Origin of the sequence: Streptomyces sp. NPDC045431 (genome assembly GCF_040646655.1) — a bacterium.
Lineage (GTDB): Bacteria > Actinomycetota > Actinomycetes > Streptomycetales > Streptomycetaceae > Streptomyces.
In genome coordinates, this window is record NZ_JBEZAQ010000025.1 from 17,336 (window position 1) to 33,923 (window position 16,588).

Sequence of the window (16,588 nt, forward strand, 5' to 3'; positions counted from 1 at the left end):
GTCGCGCCAGTGCAGCCGTAGCCGCCGCACCAGCATCCCTTCCGGCCCGGCGGGCGGTCAACTCGCCGCCGCACAGCCTCCTTTGCACACCCCTCCCCGATAATGGCGCGATGTCGAACCGCTTCTCCTTGGTGATCGCCGCGCAGTGGGACGGCTCCGGCCGGCACCTGGACGACCTCGCGCGTCAGGCGGAGGCGCTCAACGCGTATCTGCTCGACGACGACCGCGGCGGCTGCCTGCCCGCCCACGGCGGTGGCCTGCTGCTCGACCCGGACGGCGTCGAGGCCGTACGGGAGGCGGTCGCCGCCGCCTTCGCGCACACCACGGCGTCCGCCCAGGACGGCCCCGCCACCCTCCTGCTCGCCTTCCTCGGCCACGGGCTCGGCGTCCGCCACGACGACTTCCTCTACCCCGTGGCCACCAGCCCGGCCGTGCCCGACACGCGGACGGCCTACTCCGTCCCGGAGGGCCTGCGCGACGGACTGACCCGCCACGGGGACGTCCGGGCGCTGGCCGTGCTCATCGACGCCTGCCAGTCCGGCGTCGCCGCGCTCGCCGCCGCCCGGGAGTGGTTCCCCGCCTCCGTGGAACGGGGCCGCGAGATCGCGGTCCTCACCTCCGCCTCCACCGACCAGCCCGCCTACGGCCTGTCGTTCGTGCGCGAGGTCAACCGGGTGCTGCGGGACGGCCACGCGCGCCTCGACCGCCTGCTCTACCACGACCAGCTGCGCTGGGCGGCGGGCTCGGCCGCCAGGGGGCAGCAGCCGCAGTCGGTGGCGCACGGCGGCTCCTACAGCGGCCCCGACCCCGCGCGGCCGCACTGGATCGCCCGGAACGCCGCCTACGTCAAGGCGTTCAGCGTGCTCGCCGCCAGCCCGCCCGGTGAGGCGCAACTGACCCATCTGCGCCGGTTCCAGACGCCCGAGTCGCTGCCGAAGGTCATCGACGCGGTGACGACGCACCGGGCGGTCGCGGTCGTGGGTCGCAAGGGCTACGGCAAGAGCGTGCTCGCCGCCGCCCTGTGCCGGCCGGAACTCCTCGCGTACGCCGCGGAGTTCCGCGTCACGGCCCTGCACCACCTGGGCCCGACGTCCGCGGACGAGCGGGTCCTCTCGGACATCGCCCGCCAACTCGCCGCCTACCTGCCCGGGTTCGCGGAGGCCCAAGCGGCGTTCCGCCGCGACGTACCGCAGCCCGAGCGCAACGCGATGCCGCCGCAGCGGCGCCTGCTGGCCGAGCCCCTGTCCCGCTGCACGTCCACCGAGCCCGTACGCGTCGTCGTGGACGCCCTCGACCAGATGGAACCGAGCCAGATCCCGCGCCTGACCGAGGCGCTGGACAGCCTCGTCGCGGGCACGCCTCCCTGGTTCGGCATCGTCGTCACCAGCCGCGACGGGCTCCGGCTGCCCCACTCGTGGCACCGGCTGCCCATGGAACCCGCCTCCGACGAGCAGATCAAGGGGTACCTGCGCACCGAGGGCGGCGGGGCCGGGCGGCGCGGCGACATCCTCCGGCGGGCCGCCGGCAACTGGCAGACGGTCCGCCTGCTGGTCCAGGCCGGGGCCGCGGCCGGCTCCGAAACCCTTCACGACGCCCTGTACGAGGAGGCCTGGGACCGCGCCCGCAGAAACGCGCCCGGCGGCCGCGCCGCATGGGTGGACGCCGTGCTCAACGTCCTGGGCGCCGTGGGCCAGGGCCCGGTGCTGCCCCGCCCGCTCCTGCTCCGGGCGGCCGCACACCTCCACGGCCCCGGCACCGAACCCGAACTCGACCAGGTGCTGGAGCTGCTGCCCGGGCTGCTGAGCCGGGTCCCCGAGCCCCGCGTCGGGGAGATGATCGGCGCCGACCACCAGACCATGGTCGACCACATCGCGGAGGCGGCCGAGACCGAGGGGCGGCTGTCGCCGACGGAGGGCCACCGCGCCCTCGCCGAAGCGCTCGGCACAATGGCCCCCATGATCCACCACGATCCGGACGACCCCCTCCACGCGTACGCGCGCGACGCCGAACCCGTACACCTGTGGGAGCTCGGCGACTACCCGGGCGTACTCGCCAGCCTGGAGGCCCGGCCGTCGCCCGACGCGGCCGCCAACCGCGACCGGTGGCTGGCCTGGTGCGAGCGGTTGTCCGCCCGGCCCGGCCCGGAGCACATCGCGACCCTGCGGGCCCGTCAGCACGCCGCCTACTGGGCCGGGCGCGCCGGGTCGTACAGCACCTCGCGCGCGATGTACGAGGCGGTGCTGGAGGTCCAGTCGCGCGTGCTGCCGCCCGACGACGAGGACATCCTGGAAAGCAGGCACCGCATCGCCTACGCGACCGGCCAGACGGGCCGCTTCGCCGAGGCCGTGGAGCTCCACCGGGAGCTCCTCGCCACCCAGACCCGCGTCCTGGGCCCCGACGACCGGCGGACCCTCGAAACCCGCCACCACATCGCCTACTGGACCGGGCGCGGCGGGGCGATGGCCGAGGGCCTGCGGCTCCACGAGGAGCTCCTGCCCCACCAGATCCGGGTCCTCGGGCCCACGCACCGGGACGTCCTGGAGAGCCGCCACTACATCGCGTACTGGTACGGCCGCCTCGGCCGGCCCGACGAGGCGCTCGCCATGCACGAACAGCTGCTGCGCGACCGTGTCGAGGTGTTCGGCGAGGACCACGAGCAGGTGGTCTTCAGCCGCATGAACATCTGCAAGTTCACCGCCGAGGGCGGCCGGCCCCGGGAAGGCCTCGCCGCCTACCGGGAACTGCTCCCCCAGGTGGAGCGGGTCAAGAGCCCGCACCACCCCGACGCGCTCCTCGTACGGCTCAACATCGCGCGCTACACCTGGGAACTCGGCGACCCGGTGGAGGGGCTGCGGCTCCACGAGGAACTCCTCGCCGACCAGCGCCGTGTCAACGGGGACCGCCACCCCACCGTGCTGATCACCCGCCACAACATGGCCTGGATCCACGGCGAGACCGGCGACCCGGAGCGCGCGGTGCGGGAGCTCACCGCCCTGCGCGACGAGCGCATCGAGGTGTACGGGTCCGCCGACCACCCCGAGGTCCTGACGACCCGCCTCGGCATCGCGTGGTGGACCGCCGCCGCCGGTGACCCGGAGGCGGGCGTGGCGCAGCTGCGCACGGTCCTCGCGGACCGGTCCCGCGTGCTGGGCGACGGCCACCCCGACGTGCTGGACGCCCGCTCGCGCCTCGGTGAGCTGCTCGGGCGGGCGGTGGGGGCGGGACACGCGGAGGAGGCCGCGGAGCTGCTGTCCGCGACGGCGGCCGAGCAGGCGGAGCGCAACGGCGCCCGGCACCCGCACACCCTCGCCACCCGGGCCCGCCTCGCGGACGTCCTGCTGCGCACGGGTCGCCCGTCGGAGGCCAGGGAACTGCTGGCCGGGCTGCTCCCGCACCAGGCCGAGGTGCTGGGGTCCCGGCACCCGGCCACGCTGGCGACCGAGACGGCGCTCGCCCCGGGATGAACGACCGGGTGAACGAGAGAACGAACGCGGTGTCCGAAAACCGCCGGACCGCACCCGGCGGCCTGGCGACACTGGAGGCGTGACAGAGACGGAGAGCGAGGCGGACACCCGGTATGAGGCGGTGCGCAGCCGCGACGCCCGCTTCGACGGCGTGTTCTTCTTCGCGGTGGTGACCACCGGCATCTACTGCCGGCCCAGCTGCCCGGCCGTCACGCCCAAACGGCAGAACGTCACGTTCTTCCCGACCGCCGCCGCGGCCCAGCGCCACGGCTTCCGGGCCTGCCGCCGCTGCCGCCCCGACGCCGTGCCCGGGTCCGCCGCCTGGAACGTACGCGCGGACGTGGTGGCGCGGGCCATGCGCCTGATCGGTGACGGGGTCGTGGACCGCGAGGGCGTCCCCGGTCTGGCGGAGCGGCTCGGGTACAGCGCGCGCCAGGTGCAGCGCCAGCTCAACGCCGAGCTCGGCGCCGGGCCGGTCGCCCTCGCCCGGGCCCAGCGCGCCCACACCGCGCGGACGCTGCTGCAGACCACACCGCTGCCGGTGACGGAGATCGCCTTCGCGTCCGGATTCGCCAGCGTGCGGCAGTTCAACGACACGATCCGGGAGATCTACGCGCGCACGCCGAGTGAGCTGCGCGGCGAGCGGCGTCGTCGCGGGGGCAGCGGCGCCGGCGGGGTCCCGCTGCGGCTCGCGTACCGGGGCGCGTACGCGGCGCGGGAGGTCTTCGACCTGCTGGCGGACGAGGCCGTCGACGGCGTGGAGGAGGTCGCCGGCCGGCCCGGCGCGCGCACCTACCGGCGTACGCTGCGGCTGCCGTACGGCTCCGGGACCGCCGCCGTCGACGAGCGGTCCTCCGGGCCGTGGCTGGAGGCCCGCATCCACCTGAGCGACCTCCGCGACCTGACGACCGCCGTCCAGCGGCTGCGCCGCCTGTTCGACCTGGACGCCGACCCGTACGCGGTCGCCGAGCGGCTCGGCTCCCTCGCGGCCGCCCGCCCCGGCCTGCGGTCGCCCGGCGCCGCGGAGCCGGAGGAGTTCGCGGTACGGACCTTGGTGGGGCGCGCGGAGGCACGTCGGCTGGTCGAGGCGCACGGCACGCCGCTCGACACCCCGTGCGGCGGGCTCACGCACCTGTTCCCCGCGCCCGCCGCGCTGCTCGGACACCCGAGGGCCGGGGCGCTCGCCGCCGCGCTGGCCGGCGGTGACCTGCGGCTCGACCCGGGCGCCGACCGCGACGAGGCCGAGCGGGCGCTGCGCGCGCTGCCCGGGGTCGGCGCCCGGCCGGCCGCGCTGATCCGGATGCGCGCCCTGGGGGACCCGGACGTGGCGCTCGACGAGCGCGCGGACCGGGAGGAGTGGCGGCCCTGGCGCTCGTACGCCACGCGGTACCTCACGGGGTGAGCGGGTGAAGGGGGCGTGGGGGGGGAGGGGGGAGGGGTGCGAGGGGCTCAGCCGTCGAGCACCGCGCCGATCCAGCCGCCGACGACCAGCAGGCATGCGAACAGCTCCACCAGCACACTCCCGCCGATCGCCCGCATCACCGTCCGGGTCGAGGCGACGGCCGGCCCGTGGCCGCCCAGCCGGAACCGCTCCGAGAGGTAGATGCCGCCGATGTAGCCCGGTACGGCTCCGATCACCGGGACCAGCACGAAGCCGAGCAGCGCGCCCACCCCCGCGTACACCACCATCCGGACGGTGACGCCCGCGCCGCGCAGCCGCCGCGCGGGCAGCTGCCAGACGATGACCTGGGTCAGCAGGAGGAGGGCCGTCGCCGCGACGAGCAGCCACCAGGCGAGGCCGCTCTTCTCGTGGAGCGCCCACCACGCGGTCGCCGCCCACACCAGCCAGGTGCCCGGCACACCGGGGACCAGCACGCCGAACAGGCCGAGCAGCATCACCGCCCCGGTCACGACGAGCTGCCACGCACCCACGCGTCCAGCCTGCCGGACCCGCTCCCTCCGCGCAGGTCGGAGTCAGCTGCGCGCCACCCACCCGCGTTCGTACGCGTGCCACCCCAGCTGGAGGCGCGTGGTCACGCCCGCCGCCTCCATCAGGGCCTTCACACGGCGCTGGACCGTGCGCAGGCCGAGGTCCAGTTGCTTGGCGACGCTCGCGTCCGTCAGGCCCGCCAGCAGCAGGGAGAGGATCTCCAGGTCCGTGGCGTCCGGACCGGGGGCCGTGCCCTCCGTCACGCGCTCTCCGGAGCCCGGCCGCAGCGGCACCGCCTCGCGCCACACCGCCTCGAAGAGGGCCGTCAGCAGGTCCAGCAGCCCGCTCGCGTGCACCACCAGCCCCGCCGGTTCGGCGTCCCGGCCACCCGCCAGCGCCACCATGGCCAGGGTCCCGTCGGCGATCACCAGGTCCGCCGGGAGCCGGTCCGCGACCCGAAGCCGCCCCGCACGGGGCAGCCCGGCCACCCCGTCCGGCCGCGACAGCACCGACCGGGCCACGACCGCGCGGTACTCCACGGGCGCGGACGCGGACTCGGACGCGGACGCGTGCTCGGCATCGGGCTCGGGACCGGGGCCGGGGCCGGGACCGTACGGCTCCGTCACCAGCGCGCACACCTCCCGCGCCGCCCCCAGCCGGAGCTGCCGGAGCCGGTGCGCCACCGCGCTCGCGCCCGTCACCACCTCCACCAGGTCGTGCGCCTCGGGCCCGGCCGCCTCCGCCCGGTACCCCTCGGCGAGCACCGCCGCCGCCTGCTCCGCCCGCTCCAGCTCGTGCCGCTGGCGCGTCAGCAGCGCCCCGAGCGCCACGGCCGGCGGCGCCGCCACCCAGCGCCCCGCGCCCACCGGGGACCGGGCGGCCAGGCCCCGCGACTCCAGCCGCCGGAGCGTGCGTTCCGTGTCCGGCTCCGGCAGCGCCAGCCGGTGCGCGAGATCCGCGACCTCAGCCGCACCCAGCGACACCAGCGCGCGGTACGCCGACTCCTGCCGTTCGTCCAGGCCTATCGCGGACAGCACCCCTGAAGCCCCCTCGTTCCCGCGGCCGTGGCGTGAAACGGCCACGGCGTGAACCCGCCGTGCTCATCATGACCGCCCCACCCGCCCCGCTGCCATGGTGCGGTCATTTTCCGGATGACCGTTTTCCTCCGCACCGGGCGGTGGACAATTAAGGGCATGAGCCCACAGGGGGAGACGCCCACCACCGGCGGGGACGACTGGTGGGAGAAGCTGTACGACGACGGCGCACCGGACACGGCCCCGGCCGCGACGGGCGACACTCTGGACGACCGCTTCGACTCGGCGTCCGACACGGTGGCCGGCCCGGTGTCCGCCCCGGCCCCCGGTTCGGCGTCCGACAGCGCGTCCGACACGGCGTCCGGTTCGGCGCCCGCCCCGGCCTCCGGCATAGCGGCTGATGCGGCGTCACCCCGGCTCCCCGGCCCGCGCGCCGGCTACGTCGGCGCCGGCCCGCCGACGTACGACGCCGAACCGACGGCCCTGCCCCCCGCCCAGGCCGGGCACCTCGGGCAGCTGGTCGCCGACACCGTGCTCGACGGCGCCCGTTACGGCACGTACACTCTGCGCGCCGCGTCCGTACGCGGCGACTCCGCGCGGTACCGGGGCGAGCCGCGCCGCGACGCGCTGCTGACCGCCCGGTTCGGCGGCGGAGACGCCGCCCTCGTGCTGGTCGCGGTCGCCACCGGCGCACGCGCCGCCGAGGCCGCGCACCTCGCCGCCGCCGACGCCTGCCGGCGGATCGGCGACGCGGTGGGCCGCAGCCACGCGCGGCTGTCCGAGGACATCAGGGCGGGCCGCCGCCGTGACCTCAAGTCGGGCCTGCACCGGCTGACCGACCGCACCTACGGCAAGCTGCGCGCCCGCGCCGCCGAGCTGGGCGTCGCGCCGGAGGAATACACCGCCGGGCTGCGCTGCCTGCTGATGACCGCCGATCCGGGCTGCCGTACGCGCGTGTTCTTCGGCGTCGGCGACGGCGGGCTGTTCCGGTTGCGCGGCGGCGTCTGGCAGGACATCGAGCCGCGGCCCCCGGAGCGGAAGGACCTCACCGGCGAGCCCGTCGTCGGCTACGGCTCACCCCCGGACCCGGCGAGGGCCGGCGCGACGCCCGCCGAGACCCCGGAGGGCGACCGGCTGACCATGGACCTGGGCGTCCCCACGCCCCCCTCCCCGTACATCGAACCTCCCGTCCCGCCCCCGGCGGAGCCGTTCCGCTTCCGCGCCTCCGTCGCCCGCCCCGGCGACACGCTGCTGCTGGCCGGCCCCGGGCTCGCCGAGCCGCTGCGCGGCGAGGGGGCGCTGGCGAAGGAGCTCGCCGAGCGGTGGGGGAGCGGCGGCCCGCCCGGCCTGGCGCGGTTCCTCGCGGACACCCAGCTGAGGGTGAAGGGCTACGCCGATGACCGTACGGCCGTGGCCCTGTGGGAGGAATGAAGAGGCGGGAACGCGGCGGCCATGAGATGGATGGACCATGGCCAAACAGAGCGTGGCGGAACAGTTCGTCGAGATCCTCGTGCGCGCCGGCGTCCAGCGGGTGTACGGCGTCGTCGGCGACAGCCTGAACCCCGTCGTCGACGCCATCCGCCGCACCCGCGGCATCGACTGGGTGCAGGTGCGCCACGAGGAGGCCGCCGCCTTCGCGGCCGGCGCCGAGGCCCAGCTCACCGGCCGGCTCGCCGCCTGCGCCGGCTCGTGCGGCCCCGGCAACCTCCACCTCATCAACGGCCTGTACGACGCGCACCGCTCCATGGCCCCGGTCCTCGCCCTCGCCTCGCACATCCCCTCCGGCGAGATCGGCCTCGGCTACTTCCAGGAGACCCACCCCGAGCGGCTGTTCCAGGAGTGCAGCCACTACTGCGAGCTGATCTCCAGCCCGCAGCAGATGCCCCGGGTGCTCCAGACCGCCATCCAGCACGCCATCGGCCGCGGCGGGGTGAGCGTCGTCGCCCTGCCCGGCGACCTGGCAGCCCAGGCGGCCCCGGACAAGCCCGTCGAGCAGGCCCTGGTCACCACCCGCCCCACCGTCCGCCCCGGCGACGCCGAGATCGACGCGCTCGTCCGGCTCATCGACGACGCCGACAAGGTCACGCTCTTCTGCGGCGCCGGCACCCAGGGCGCCCACGCCGAGGTGATGCAGTTCGCGGAGCGCGTCAAGGCACCGGTCGGTCACGCCCTGCGCGGCAAGGAGTGGATCCAGTACGACAATCCGTACGACGTGGGGATGAGCGGGCTGCTCGGTTACGGCGCCGCCTACGAGGCCACCCACGAGTGCGATCTCCTGCTGCTCCTCGGCACGGACTTCCCGTACAACGCCTTCCTGCCGGACGGCGACGTCAAGATCGCCCAGGTCGACGTGCGGCCGGAACACCTCGGCCGCCGCTCCAAGCTGGACCTGGCCGTCTGGGGCGATGTGCGCGAGACCCTGCGCTGTCTCGTGCCCCGTGTGCGCCCCAAGTCCAGCCGCAAGTTCCTCGACAAGATGCTGAAGAAGCACGCCGACGCCCTGGAGGGGGTCGTCACGGCGTACACGAGGAAGGTGGAGAAGCACACGCCGATCCACCCGGAGTACGTCGCCGCCGTCCTGGACGAAATGGCCGACGACGACGCGGTCTTCACCGTGGACACCGGCATGTGCAACGTGTGGGCCGCCCGTTATCTCACCCCCAATGGGCGGCGCCGCATCCTGGGCTCGTTCCGGCACGGCTCGATGGCCAACGCCCTGCCGCAGGCCATCGGCGCCCAGCTCGTCGACCGCAAGCGGCAGGTCGTCTCCCTGTCGGGCGACGGCGGCTTCTCGATGCTGATGGGCGACTTCCTGACCCTGGTGCAGCACGACCTGCCGGTGAAGGTGGTGCTCTTCAACAACTCCTCCCTGGGGATGGTGGAGCTGGAGATGCTCGTCGCGGGCCTGCCGTCGTACGGGACCGAGAACCACAACCCCGACTTCGCGGCCATCGCCCGGGCGGCCGGCGCGTACGGGGTGCGCGTGGAGAAGCCGAAGCAGCTCGCGGGCGCGCTGAAGGACGCCTTCAAGCACAAGGGCCCGGCGCTCGTCGACGTGGTGACCGACCCCAACGCGCTCTCCATCCCGCCGAAGATCAAGGCCGACATGGTGACGGGCTTCGCGCTCTCCGCCAGCAAGATCGTGCTGGACGGAGGGGTGGGCCGGATGCTCCAGATGGCCCGCTCCAACCTGCGCAACATCCCCCGGCCGTGACCCGCTGCCCGACCGGTGCTCCCCGCACGCTCGCGTACTACCCCGATGCGCCCCCCTGACCGCCCCCCTGGCCTGGGAATCGTAGGCGTGACGGCGTGTGGGCGGGGGCATGCATCCCGTGAACCAGTTCGAGCGAAAGGGCCGAGCCGTGCGGGTGGGGGCTATGAGCAGGCGTCAGACAGCGGCACGACCGACGCGGTGGCGCAAGCACGTGAGCGGCGACGACCTCACGGCCGTACGGGAGGTGAGGCACGGATTGCGCGAGCTGCTGCGGCGCTCGGGCCAACCGGGCTCCGCCGACGCGGCGGAGCTGCTCACCAGCGAACTGGTGACGAACGCCCTGATCCACACCCGGCACGGTGCGGTCGTCACGGCCACGGTCGAGCCGGGAGGCGGATTACGGGTGGAGGTGCGGGACTTCGACGGGGCGCCGCCCCTGCCGCACATATCCGTCGCCGATGACAGCACACACGGCAGAGGCCTCTTCCTGGTGCAGGCGCTCGCCGACGCGTGGGGGGTACGGGGCCACGGGGTGGGCAAGACGGTGTGGTTCGAGGTGTCCGGCGCGGTCGGGCCCGCCTGACGCGCGAGCGCCAGGACGGACCCGCCGGACCTGACGGACCCGCCGGACCTGACGGACCTGACGGACCCGCCGGACCTGACGGACCCGCCGGCCACGCACCTGGTCCCGGCCCGGGTTCACCCCGGGTGCTTCAGCCGAACTGCTGCTCCAGGTGCGCGAGTTTCTGCTCCAGGGAATCCAGCCGTGGCAGCGTCTGCGTGTCGTCCTCCGCGGTGAGGTCGACCATGCGCGGCTCAGTGTCCTTCACGGCCTGGAGGGAGGGCCGGGATCGGGGCGGCGGCTCCGCCGTCCCCGGTATGGCAGGCTCCGCGATGGGGGATCCCACGGCCGTCGACGCGGAGCCGGAGCCGGAGGGGCGGTTCGCCACGTTGACGGCCTGCACCTCGACGTGCGTGGAACCCATGGCGGGGTTCATGGACCGCATGTCGACCTGCCGGCCGCCGCGCCCGAGCCCCCAGGCCCGGTGCTGCCGGTTGAACGCCCGCAGGCGCGCCCGCTCCCGCTTCGCCTCCTCGCGCCGCCGCAGGCGGCTCTGCTGCTTCTGCCGCCGGTCCTCGCGGACCTCGTCGACGGCCTCGTCCAGCGTCCGTACGCCCTCCAGCAGCATCAGCGACCACGCGCCGAACGTCTCGCGGGGCGCCCGCAGCCACCGTACGATCCGGATCTGCGGCAGCGGCCGGGGCACCAGGCCCTGTTCGCGCAGCGCGGCCCGGCGGGTCTGCTTCAGCGCCCGGTCGAACAGCACGGCCGCCGACAGCGACATGCCCGCGAAGAAGTGCGGGGCGCCCGCGTGCCCGGCGCCCCGGGGCGCGTGCACCCAGTTGAACCACGCCGCCGCGCCCGCGAACGTCCACACCAGCAGGCGCGAGCCGAGCGCCGCCTCACCGTGGCTGGCCTCGCGCACCGCGAGGACGGAGCAGAACATCGCGGCGCCGTCGAGGCCGAACGGCACCAGGTACTCCCAGCCGCCGGACAGGCTCAGGTTCTGCCGGCCGAAGCCGACCAGTCCGTGGAAGGAGAGAGCGGCGGCGACCGCGGCGCAGCAGAAGAGGAGCAGGTAGGAGGCGGTGCCGTAGACGGCTTCCTTACGGCGGCGGCGCTCCTCGCCGCGCTCCCAGGAGTCGTCGGCGGCCTTCTCGCCGGCCCGCTTGCCGCGGGTGAGCACCGCCACCGCCGCCACGACCCCCACCAGCATCACGCCGCCCGGAAGCAGCCAGTCCAGCGATATGTCGGTCAGTCTCATGCGGTGTCCCTCGCATCGTCGCTCGCGGTAGGGCGGTCGGCCGCCATATTGGCCGAAGGCCGCGGGGCACCACGGGGGTTTCGGAGCAAGAGGACGCCATCGGGGCCGCACGGCATACGAATAGGTGCGATCTGATCGAACTGCCGTAGGGGAGGCGCGAGTTGCGTTCGATTCACACCACCCGGGCGGGTGGCGTGGAGGTCACGCCGATGCGCTCAACTTGCGTACGCGGTCGGCGTCGCAGGTACGCGGACAGGTGACGCAGGTGTCCTCGGGGCGCAAGGTGTAGAAGAGGCAGCAGCTGGCCCGGTCGCGGGTCGGCAGCGTCTCGCCGTTCGGCCCGGTCAGCTCGCGGAACCCGGCGGAGCCGACGTACGGCTTGAGCGCGGCGGCGCGGGCGGCGGCTTCGGCTCTCGCGTCCGGCCCGGAGCCGCTGCCGGCCGTGGCCCCCGTGCCCGTGCCCGTGCCCCGGCTCGTGCCCATGGCCTTGCCCGTGCTCGCGCCCGGCAGCAGCAGGTCCAGCTCCGCCATCGCGCGCGGCTCCTCGCCCAGCAGGTGGCCGACGTACCAGAGCCCCTCGACGATCTCGTCCGTCACCATGCCCCACAGGGCCCGCTTGCCGCGCCGCATGCGCGGCCCGAAGCCCTCCAGGACCGGGGCCAGGTGCTCGGCGACGGCCGCCCGCACCTCCGCGCGCAGCGCCTCCTCGTCCGGGACGACCCGGGCGCCGGGCAGCGTGGCCGCAGGGTCACCGGGCAGGCAGGCGAACTCCCGCACCCGGACCGTCATCCGGCCCAGCGCCCGCTGGAACGCCACGTCCGCGACCGGCAGGCGGGGCACCCGGCGGTGCAGGAACCACGGCACGGTGACGAGGAGGCAGGCGGGCCACGCGTACCGGTGCAGCGCGAAGCTGGCGACGACGTCGGGCCGGGCCCGCTGCCCGTAGTCCCGCACCACCTGCGCGTCGTCCCAGGCGAGGAACGCGTCCAAGGCCTCCCCGCCGCCCGCGAGCTCGTCCGCGCCGACCCAGCCACCACCGCGCGGCGCCGACTCGCCGTCCGCCAGCTCACGCACCCGCAGCCCGGGGAACACCTCGGCGAGGCGGGCGTACGCCTCCGCCACGGGCGAGGCCGCGACGGTGGGACGGGGAGTGGAGAGGAGCGCGGGGACGGTCATGCAGGGACCACCGATCACGATCGTTGGCAGGTAAGCCTTACCTTACCCGATCTGATCGACATGGGAACTGCGACTGCGTGGCCTTATCGTGCACACGGGCCCTTTCCACCGCGAGCCGGGCCCTGGCACCAGGCACCAGGAGGACCCGAGTGGAGCAGCAGGGCAGCGCGCGCGAGAAGGCCACGACCCCGCCGCACCCGCCGCACCGGTCACTGCCCGGGCAGCGCCCCGGCGGGCACCCGGCGGCCCGCCTCCCCGAACAGCAGGCACGCGGCGAACACACCCACAGCGAGCCCCCGGCCCCCGGCGCCCCTACCTCGGGTGCCGGCGTCCCGGCCCCAGCCCCCGGCGCCCCCGCCCCGGGTGCCGCCGCCGGACCGCTCGTGCAGCGGCACTCCGTACGCGGGCAGATCCTCGACGCCCTGCGCACCGCCCTGGTCAGCGGAGAGCTCGCCCCCGGCGAGGTGTACTCGGCCCCCGCGCTCGGCGCCCGCTTCGGCGTCTCCGCCACCCCCGTCCGCGAGGCGATGCAGCAGCTCGCGCTCGAAGGCGCCGTCGAGGTCGTGCCGAACCGCGGCTTCCGCGTCACCCGCCGCACCCCGCGCGAGCTCGCCGAACTCGCCGAGGTCCGCGCCCTCATCGAGGTGCCCGTCATGCTGCGCCTGGCCCGTACGATCCCCGCCGACCGCTGGACGGAGCTGCGGCCCCTCGCCGAGGCCACCGCCGCGGCCGCCGCCCGGGGCGACATCGCCCACTACGCCGAGTCCGACCGCGCGTTCCACCGCGCCGTCCTCTCCCTGGCCGGCAACGCCCAGCTCGTCGACATCGCCGACGACCTGCACCGCCGCGCCCAGTGGCCGCTCACCGACCAGCCCCGGGCCCGCCGCGCCGACCTCGTCGCGGACGCCGCCGAGCACAGCGCCCTGCTGGAGGCGCTGATCGCCCAGGACCTGTCGGTGGTGCAGTCGCTGGTACGCGAGCACTTCACCAGCGCCAAGTGAGCGGCACCGGCGTGACCCGGGGCGCCGCCGTGTGGACGCTGGCCAACCGGCTGGGCGTGGTCGCCGGGACCCCCGCCGAGCTGCTGTCCGCGCTGCTGGCCGGCCCGCCCCGCACCGTACGGGTGGACCTCGCCCCCGACGACGACCTCGTCCACGCGCTCCGCGCCCTGGGCCACCTCGACGTCGTCGCGACCGGTCCGCCGCCGTCCCCTGCTCCCTGCTCCCCGCAGAACCTCGACGACCCGGCGGCCGTCTGCGCCGCCGACCCGCTGTCCGTCACCGAGGCGTACGAGTCCGGCACCGACCCCCACGGGGGCCTGCGCGCCGCGTGGCTGCGCGCCGGGCAGGCGCTGATCCGCGACGGGCAGACCCCGGCGGGCCGCGCCCTGGTCCTGCTCACGGCGCTCGACGACACCGCCGACCCGCGGCTCGCGCCCGCCCTCGCGGAGTCGGCCGCCGGGCAGCCGTGGCACCTGGCGTGGTCACGCCGTACGCCCGGCACCGCGCTGACGACCACGCCGGACGGGCGCCTGGTCGTGGCGGACGAGCCGCGCGCCACGGCGGTCGCGTGCCTCCCCGACGGAACGCGGCTGGCGCTGGACGAACGGGGCCGGCTGCACACGCGCGGCGGCCAGCCGACCCGGCTGACCGAGGCCGTGACGGCCACCCTGGCCCGGCACCCCGCGACGGCCCTCGCAACCGCCGGCCCCACGGTGCTGACCGGCGACCGGATGGGCACGGTGCACGCCTTCGGCCTCGGCGGGGTGGACCAGGCCGCGCTGCACCCCGGCCGCGTCACCGCGCTGGCGGCCTCGGCGTCGACCGCGTACAGCGGCGGAACGGACGGCACCGTACGCGCCTGGCGCCCCCGCCGTGCGCCCGCGCGCCGTCCGGTGGCCGCACGCCCGCACCCGGTCGTCGCCCTCCACGCCGCCGACCGGTTCCTCGCGGTCGCCTGGGCGGACGGCCTCGCCGAGCTGCACGGCCTCGGCACCCGCCGGGTCCTGCGCTTCCGCCCCGGGCCCCGGATCCGCGCGGTCGCCGTGACGGGCGACGGCTCGCTGGTCGTCGGCCTGGACGACGTACTGCTCTGCCTGGCGCAGGCGGAACGCTCCTGCGGGTGATCGGGCGTCCCACCCCACGCCGTGGGCACTCGTCGTGGTCAGGATCCCCTCGACCCCGCATCCTGCCCGCCCGAAGGGACGCCGCCCTCATGAGCCACTCGCGCCGCCGCCGTCGCCGTACCGCCGCGCTCTGCGCGCTGGTCGCGCTGCCCGCCTCGCTCACGGCCATGGCCCCCGCGCCCGCGCCGGCGCCGGGGGCCGCCACGGACTCCGTCTACGCGGTCGCCCTCGGCGACGGCTTCATCGCCGGCGAGGGGGCCCGATGGAAGGGCAACGCGGAGGGCGACTGGGCCAAGGGCGGCGTCCCGGCCGAGCTGCGCGCCGCGACGGACCGCACGCAGGCCGAGAACCTGCCGCTCGACTCGGTGTACGCGCCCAGCGCCTCGGACTGCCACCGCTCCGACACGGCCGAGATCCACGGCGCCAAGGGCGCGCCCAGCCCGCACGGCGAGATCGCCCACCCCCTCAACCTCGCCTGCTCCGGCGCGCAGACCCGGCACGTCCTGAGCGAGCCCTACCGCAGCGAGCGGCCCCAGCTGGAGCAGCTGAAGGCGCTCCTCGCCTCGGAGCGCACCAAGGTCGGGTACGTGGTCGTCTCCGTCGGCGGCTCCGCACTCCCGGAGGCCGCCCGCAGGTGCGCCGCGTCCTGGAAGGCGAACGCGTACTGCTCGGTGGACCCGGCGGTGACCGGTCCCGTCCTCAAGAGCGTCAAGGCGGCGGAGCAGGAGGCCGCCGACACGGTCGCCAAGGTCAAGGAGGCCCTCGCGGCCGCCGGTTCGTCGGCCCGGATCGTCCTCCAGTCCTACCCCGCCACGCTCGCCCCCGGAGACCCGGCCACGACCGCCGACGACGAACACAGCTGGACCCGCTGGGGCACCTACGGCTGCCCCTTCTACAACCGCGACCTCGCCTGGCTGAACACGCAGGTCTACCCCGCCCTGTCCGCCGCCCTGAAGAAGGCCGCCACGGCCCAGCAGGTCTCCTTCCTCGACGTCCGCAGGGTCGCCGAGGGCCACGAGGTCTGCCACACCTCCACCCACCAGGCCGAACTCACCACCCGGGGCCGCGTCTACCTCCCCGCCGCCGCCGACGCCCAGTGGGCCCGCTACTTCGAACGCTCCAAGACCCCCCTCCCCGCCACCGACGAGGCCGAGTCCCTCCACCCCAACTTCTACGGCCAGCAGGCTCTGCGCACCTGCCTCTCCGACGCCCTGCGGCAGCTGGCGCAGGCCGACAAGAACCTCGCCCTGCAGTGCGCGGGCGCGCCGCGCAAGGCGCCGTCGGGCGTCACGGCGACGACGGCGGGCTGAGGATTCGCGGGGCGCGGGCGACGGCGCGAGCTCAAGGTGCGGCCGCCCCCACCCTGCTGTCATCTCTCGTCGATCACAGGCATTGGGCCTCCATCGCTGTGCCACTTCAGGAAGAAGCTCGCTTGCCGCGTCACATCCACCAGCTCGACGCGGGCGCCAATGCTGTCCAAGCGGTGGTAGGCGAAGGGCCGGCCGTAGGGGCAGCCGGAGAAGTCGGCGGCGAAACCGTCGTTCGCCAGACGCTCCGAGCCTCGCTGGACAGAGCTGGTCCAGTACCCCAGATGATCGAACCGGGCTCCTTGCGACGCGTCCCAAGGACTCCCAGTGGGCCCCTCGATCAACTCTATGAATGGTGGTCCGCCGCGGGTGAAGGCGATGCGATAGTCCCACTCGCCAAGCCGATCAGCTACAGGAGCGCTCCAGCCGACCCCTACAGACCTCCCAAGATCCTCCATAGCCCTCTCGATGTCCGGCACGACGAAGCACACATGGTAGAAGGCAGTCATCAA

At 75.1% G+C, this 16,588-nt stretch carries 13 protein-coding genes; 8 read left to right on the plus strand and 5 right to left on the minus strand.

What is annotated here, in order from left to right:
• Positions 1-110: 110 nt before the first annotated feature.
• Together AB0A69_RS31100 and AB0A69_RS31105 are read left to right on the plus strand one after the other, a co-directional pair.
• Complete coding sequence (locus AB0A69_RS31100) at positions 111-3,464, plus strand: tetratricopeptide repeat protein (RefSeq protein ID WP_361428953.1); 3,354 nt, start codon at positions 111-113, stop codon at positions 3,462-3,464.
• Between the two features lie 79 nt (positions 3,465-3,543).
• Entirely contained in the window at positions 3,544-4,866 is a 1,323-nt protein-coding gene (locus tag AB0A69_RS31105; RefSeq protein ID WP_361428956.1) for an Ada metal-binding domain-containing protein, read from the plus strand.
• A 47-nt stretch (positions 4,867-4,913) separates the two neighbouring features.
• On the opposite strand, the gene AB0A69_RS31110 is transcribed toward AB0A69_RS31105, so the two are convergent.
• Together AB0A69_RS31110 and AB0A69_RS31115 are read right to left on the minus strand one after the other, a co-directional pair.
• Positions 4,914-5,396, minus strand: coding sequence for a DUF456 domain-containing protein (locus AB0A69_RS31110; RefSeq protein ID WP_361428958.1), 483 nt, complete (start codon positions 5,394-5,396; stop codon positions 4,914-4,916).
• A gap of 42 nt (positions 5,397-5,438) precedes the next feature.
• Complete coding sequence (locus AB0A69_RS31115; protein ID WP_361428960.1) at positions 5,439-6,431, minus strand: helix-turn-helix domain-containing protein; 993 nt, start codon at positions 6,429-6,431, stop codon at positions 5,439-5,441.
• A gap of 156 nt (positions 6,432-6,587) precedes the next feature.
• Between AB0A69_RS31115 and AB0A69_RS31120 the strand changes: the two genes are divergently transcribed.
• The 3 genes from AB0A69_RS31120 (at position 6,588) to AB0A69_RS31130 (ending at position 10,225) form a co-directional block, all read left to right on the plus strand.
• Positions 6,588-7,859, plus strand: coding sequence for a protein phosphatase 2C domain-containing protein (locus AB0A69_RS31120; protein ID WP_361428962.1), 1,272 nt, complete (start codon positions 6,588-6,590; stop codon positions 7,857-7,859).
• Positions 7,860-7,896: 37 nt separating this feature from the next.
• Complete coding sequence (locus AB0A69_RS31125) at positions 7,897-9,642, plus strand: pyruvate dehydrogenase (protein WP_361428964.1); 1,746 nt, start codon at positions 7,897-7,899, stop codon at positions 9,640-9,642.
• 163 nt (positions 9,643-9,805) lie between these two features.
• Positions 9,806-10,225, plus strand: a complete 420-nt coding sequence (locus tag AB0A69_RS31130) for an ATP-binding protein (RefSeq protein ID WP_361428966.1) — start codon at positions 9,806-9,808, stop codon at positions 10,223-10,225.
• A gap of 130 nt (positions 10,226-10,355) precedes the next feature.
• Here the strand turns inward: AB0A69_RS31130 and AB0A69_RS31135 are convergent, their stop codons facing one another.
• A complete protein-coding gene (locus AB0A69_RS31135) occupies positions 10,356-11,468 on the minus strand; it encodes a DUF2637 domain-containing protein (RefSeq protein WP_361428968.1) in 1,113 nt (370 codons plus the stop codon).
• A 201-nt stretch (positions 11,469-11,669) separates the two neighbouring features.
• Entirely contained in the window at positions 11,670-12,644 is a 975-nt protein-coding gene (locus tag AB0A69_RS31140) for a (2Fe-2S)-binding protein (protein ID WP_361428970.1), read from the minus strand.
• Between the two features lie 212 nt (positions 12,645-12,856).
• Between AB0A69_RS31140 and AB0A69_RS31145 the strand changes: the two genes are divergently transcribed.
• From AB0A69_RS31145 to AB0A69_RS31155, 3 genes are all read left to right on the plus strand, one after another.
• Positions 12,857-13,645, plus strand: a complete 789-nt coding sequence (locus tag AB0A69_RS31145) for a GntR family transcriptional regulator (RefSeq protein ID WP_361429040.1) — start codon at positions 12,857-12,859, stop codon at positions 13,643-13,645.
• A complete protein-coding gene (locus tag AB0A69_RS31150) occupies positions 13,642-14,769 on the plus strand; it encodes a hypothetical protein (RefSeq protein ID WP_361428972.1) in 1,128 nt (375 codons plus the stop codon). Before AB0A69_RS31145 ends, AB0A69_RS31150 begins: the two co-directional genes overlap by 4 nt.
• A gap of 89 nt (positions 14,770-14,858) precedes the next feature.
• The gene (locus AB0A69_RS31155; protein WP_361428974.1) at positions 14,859-16,079 is read left to right on the plus strand and encodes a hypothetical protein; all 1,221 of its coding nucleotides are present in this window, start codon (positions 14,859-14,861) and stop codon (positions 16,077-16,079) included.
• 59 nt (positions 16,080-16,138) lie between these two features.
• On the opposite strand, the gene AB0A69_RS31160 is transcribed toward AB0A69_RS31155, so the two are convergent.
• Positions 16,139-16,585, minus strand: coding sequence for a VOC family protein (locus AB0A69_RS31160; protein ID WP_361428976.1), 447 nt, complete (start codon positions 16,583-16,585; stop codon positions 16,139-16,141).
• Between the last annotated feature and the right edge of the window lie 3 nt (positions 16,586-16,588).

Excerpts from the sequence above, each read along its gene's own strand:
- AB0A69_RS31160 (WP_361428976.1), bottom strand. The coding sequence starts at position 16,585 with ATGACTGCCTTCTACCATGTGTGCTTCGTCGTGCCGGACATCGAGAGG.
- AB0A69_RS31140 (WP_361428970.1), bottom strand. The coding sequence starts at position 12,644 with ATGACCGTCCCCGCGCTCCTCTCCACTCCCCGTCCCACCGTCGCGGCC.
- AB0A69_RS31100 (WP_361428953.1), top strand. The coding sequence starts at position 111 with ATGTCGAACCGCTTCTCCTTGGTGATCGCCGCGCAGTGGGACGGCTCC.
- AB0A69_RS31120 (WP_361428962.1), top strand. The coding sequence starts at position 6,588 with ATGAGCCCACAGGGGGAGACGCCCACCACCGGCGGGGACGACTGGTGG.
- AB0A69_RS31155 (WP_361428974.1), top strand. The coding sequence starts at position 14,859 with ATGAGCCACTCGCGCCGCCGCCGTCGCCGTACCGCCGCGCTCTGCGCG.
- AB0A69_RS31130 (WP_361428966.1), top strand. The coding sequence starts at position 9,806 with ATGAGCAGGCGTCAGACAGCGGCACGACCGACGCGGTGGCGCAAGCAC.
- AB0A69_RS31125 (WP_361428964.1), top strand. The coding sequence starts at position 7,897 with ATGGCCAAACAGAGCGTGGCGGAACAGTTCGTCGAGATCCTCGTGCGC.
- AB0A69_RS31135 (WP_361428968.1), bottom strand. The coding sequence starts at position 11,468 with ATGAGACTGACCGACATATCGCTGGACTGGCTGCTTCCGGGCGGCGTG.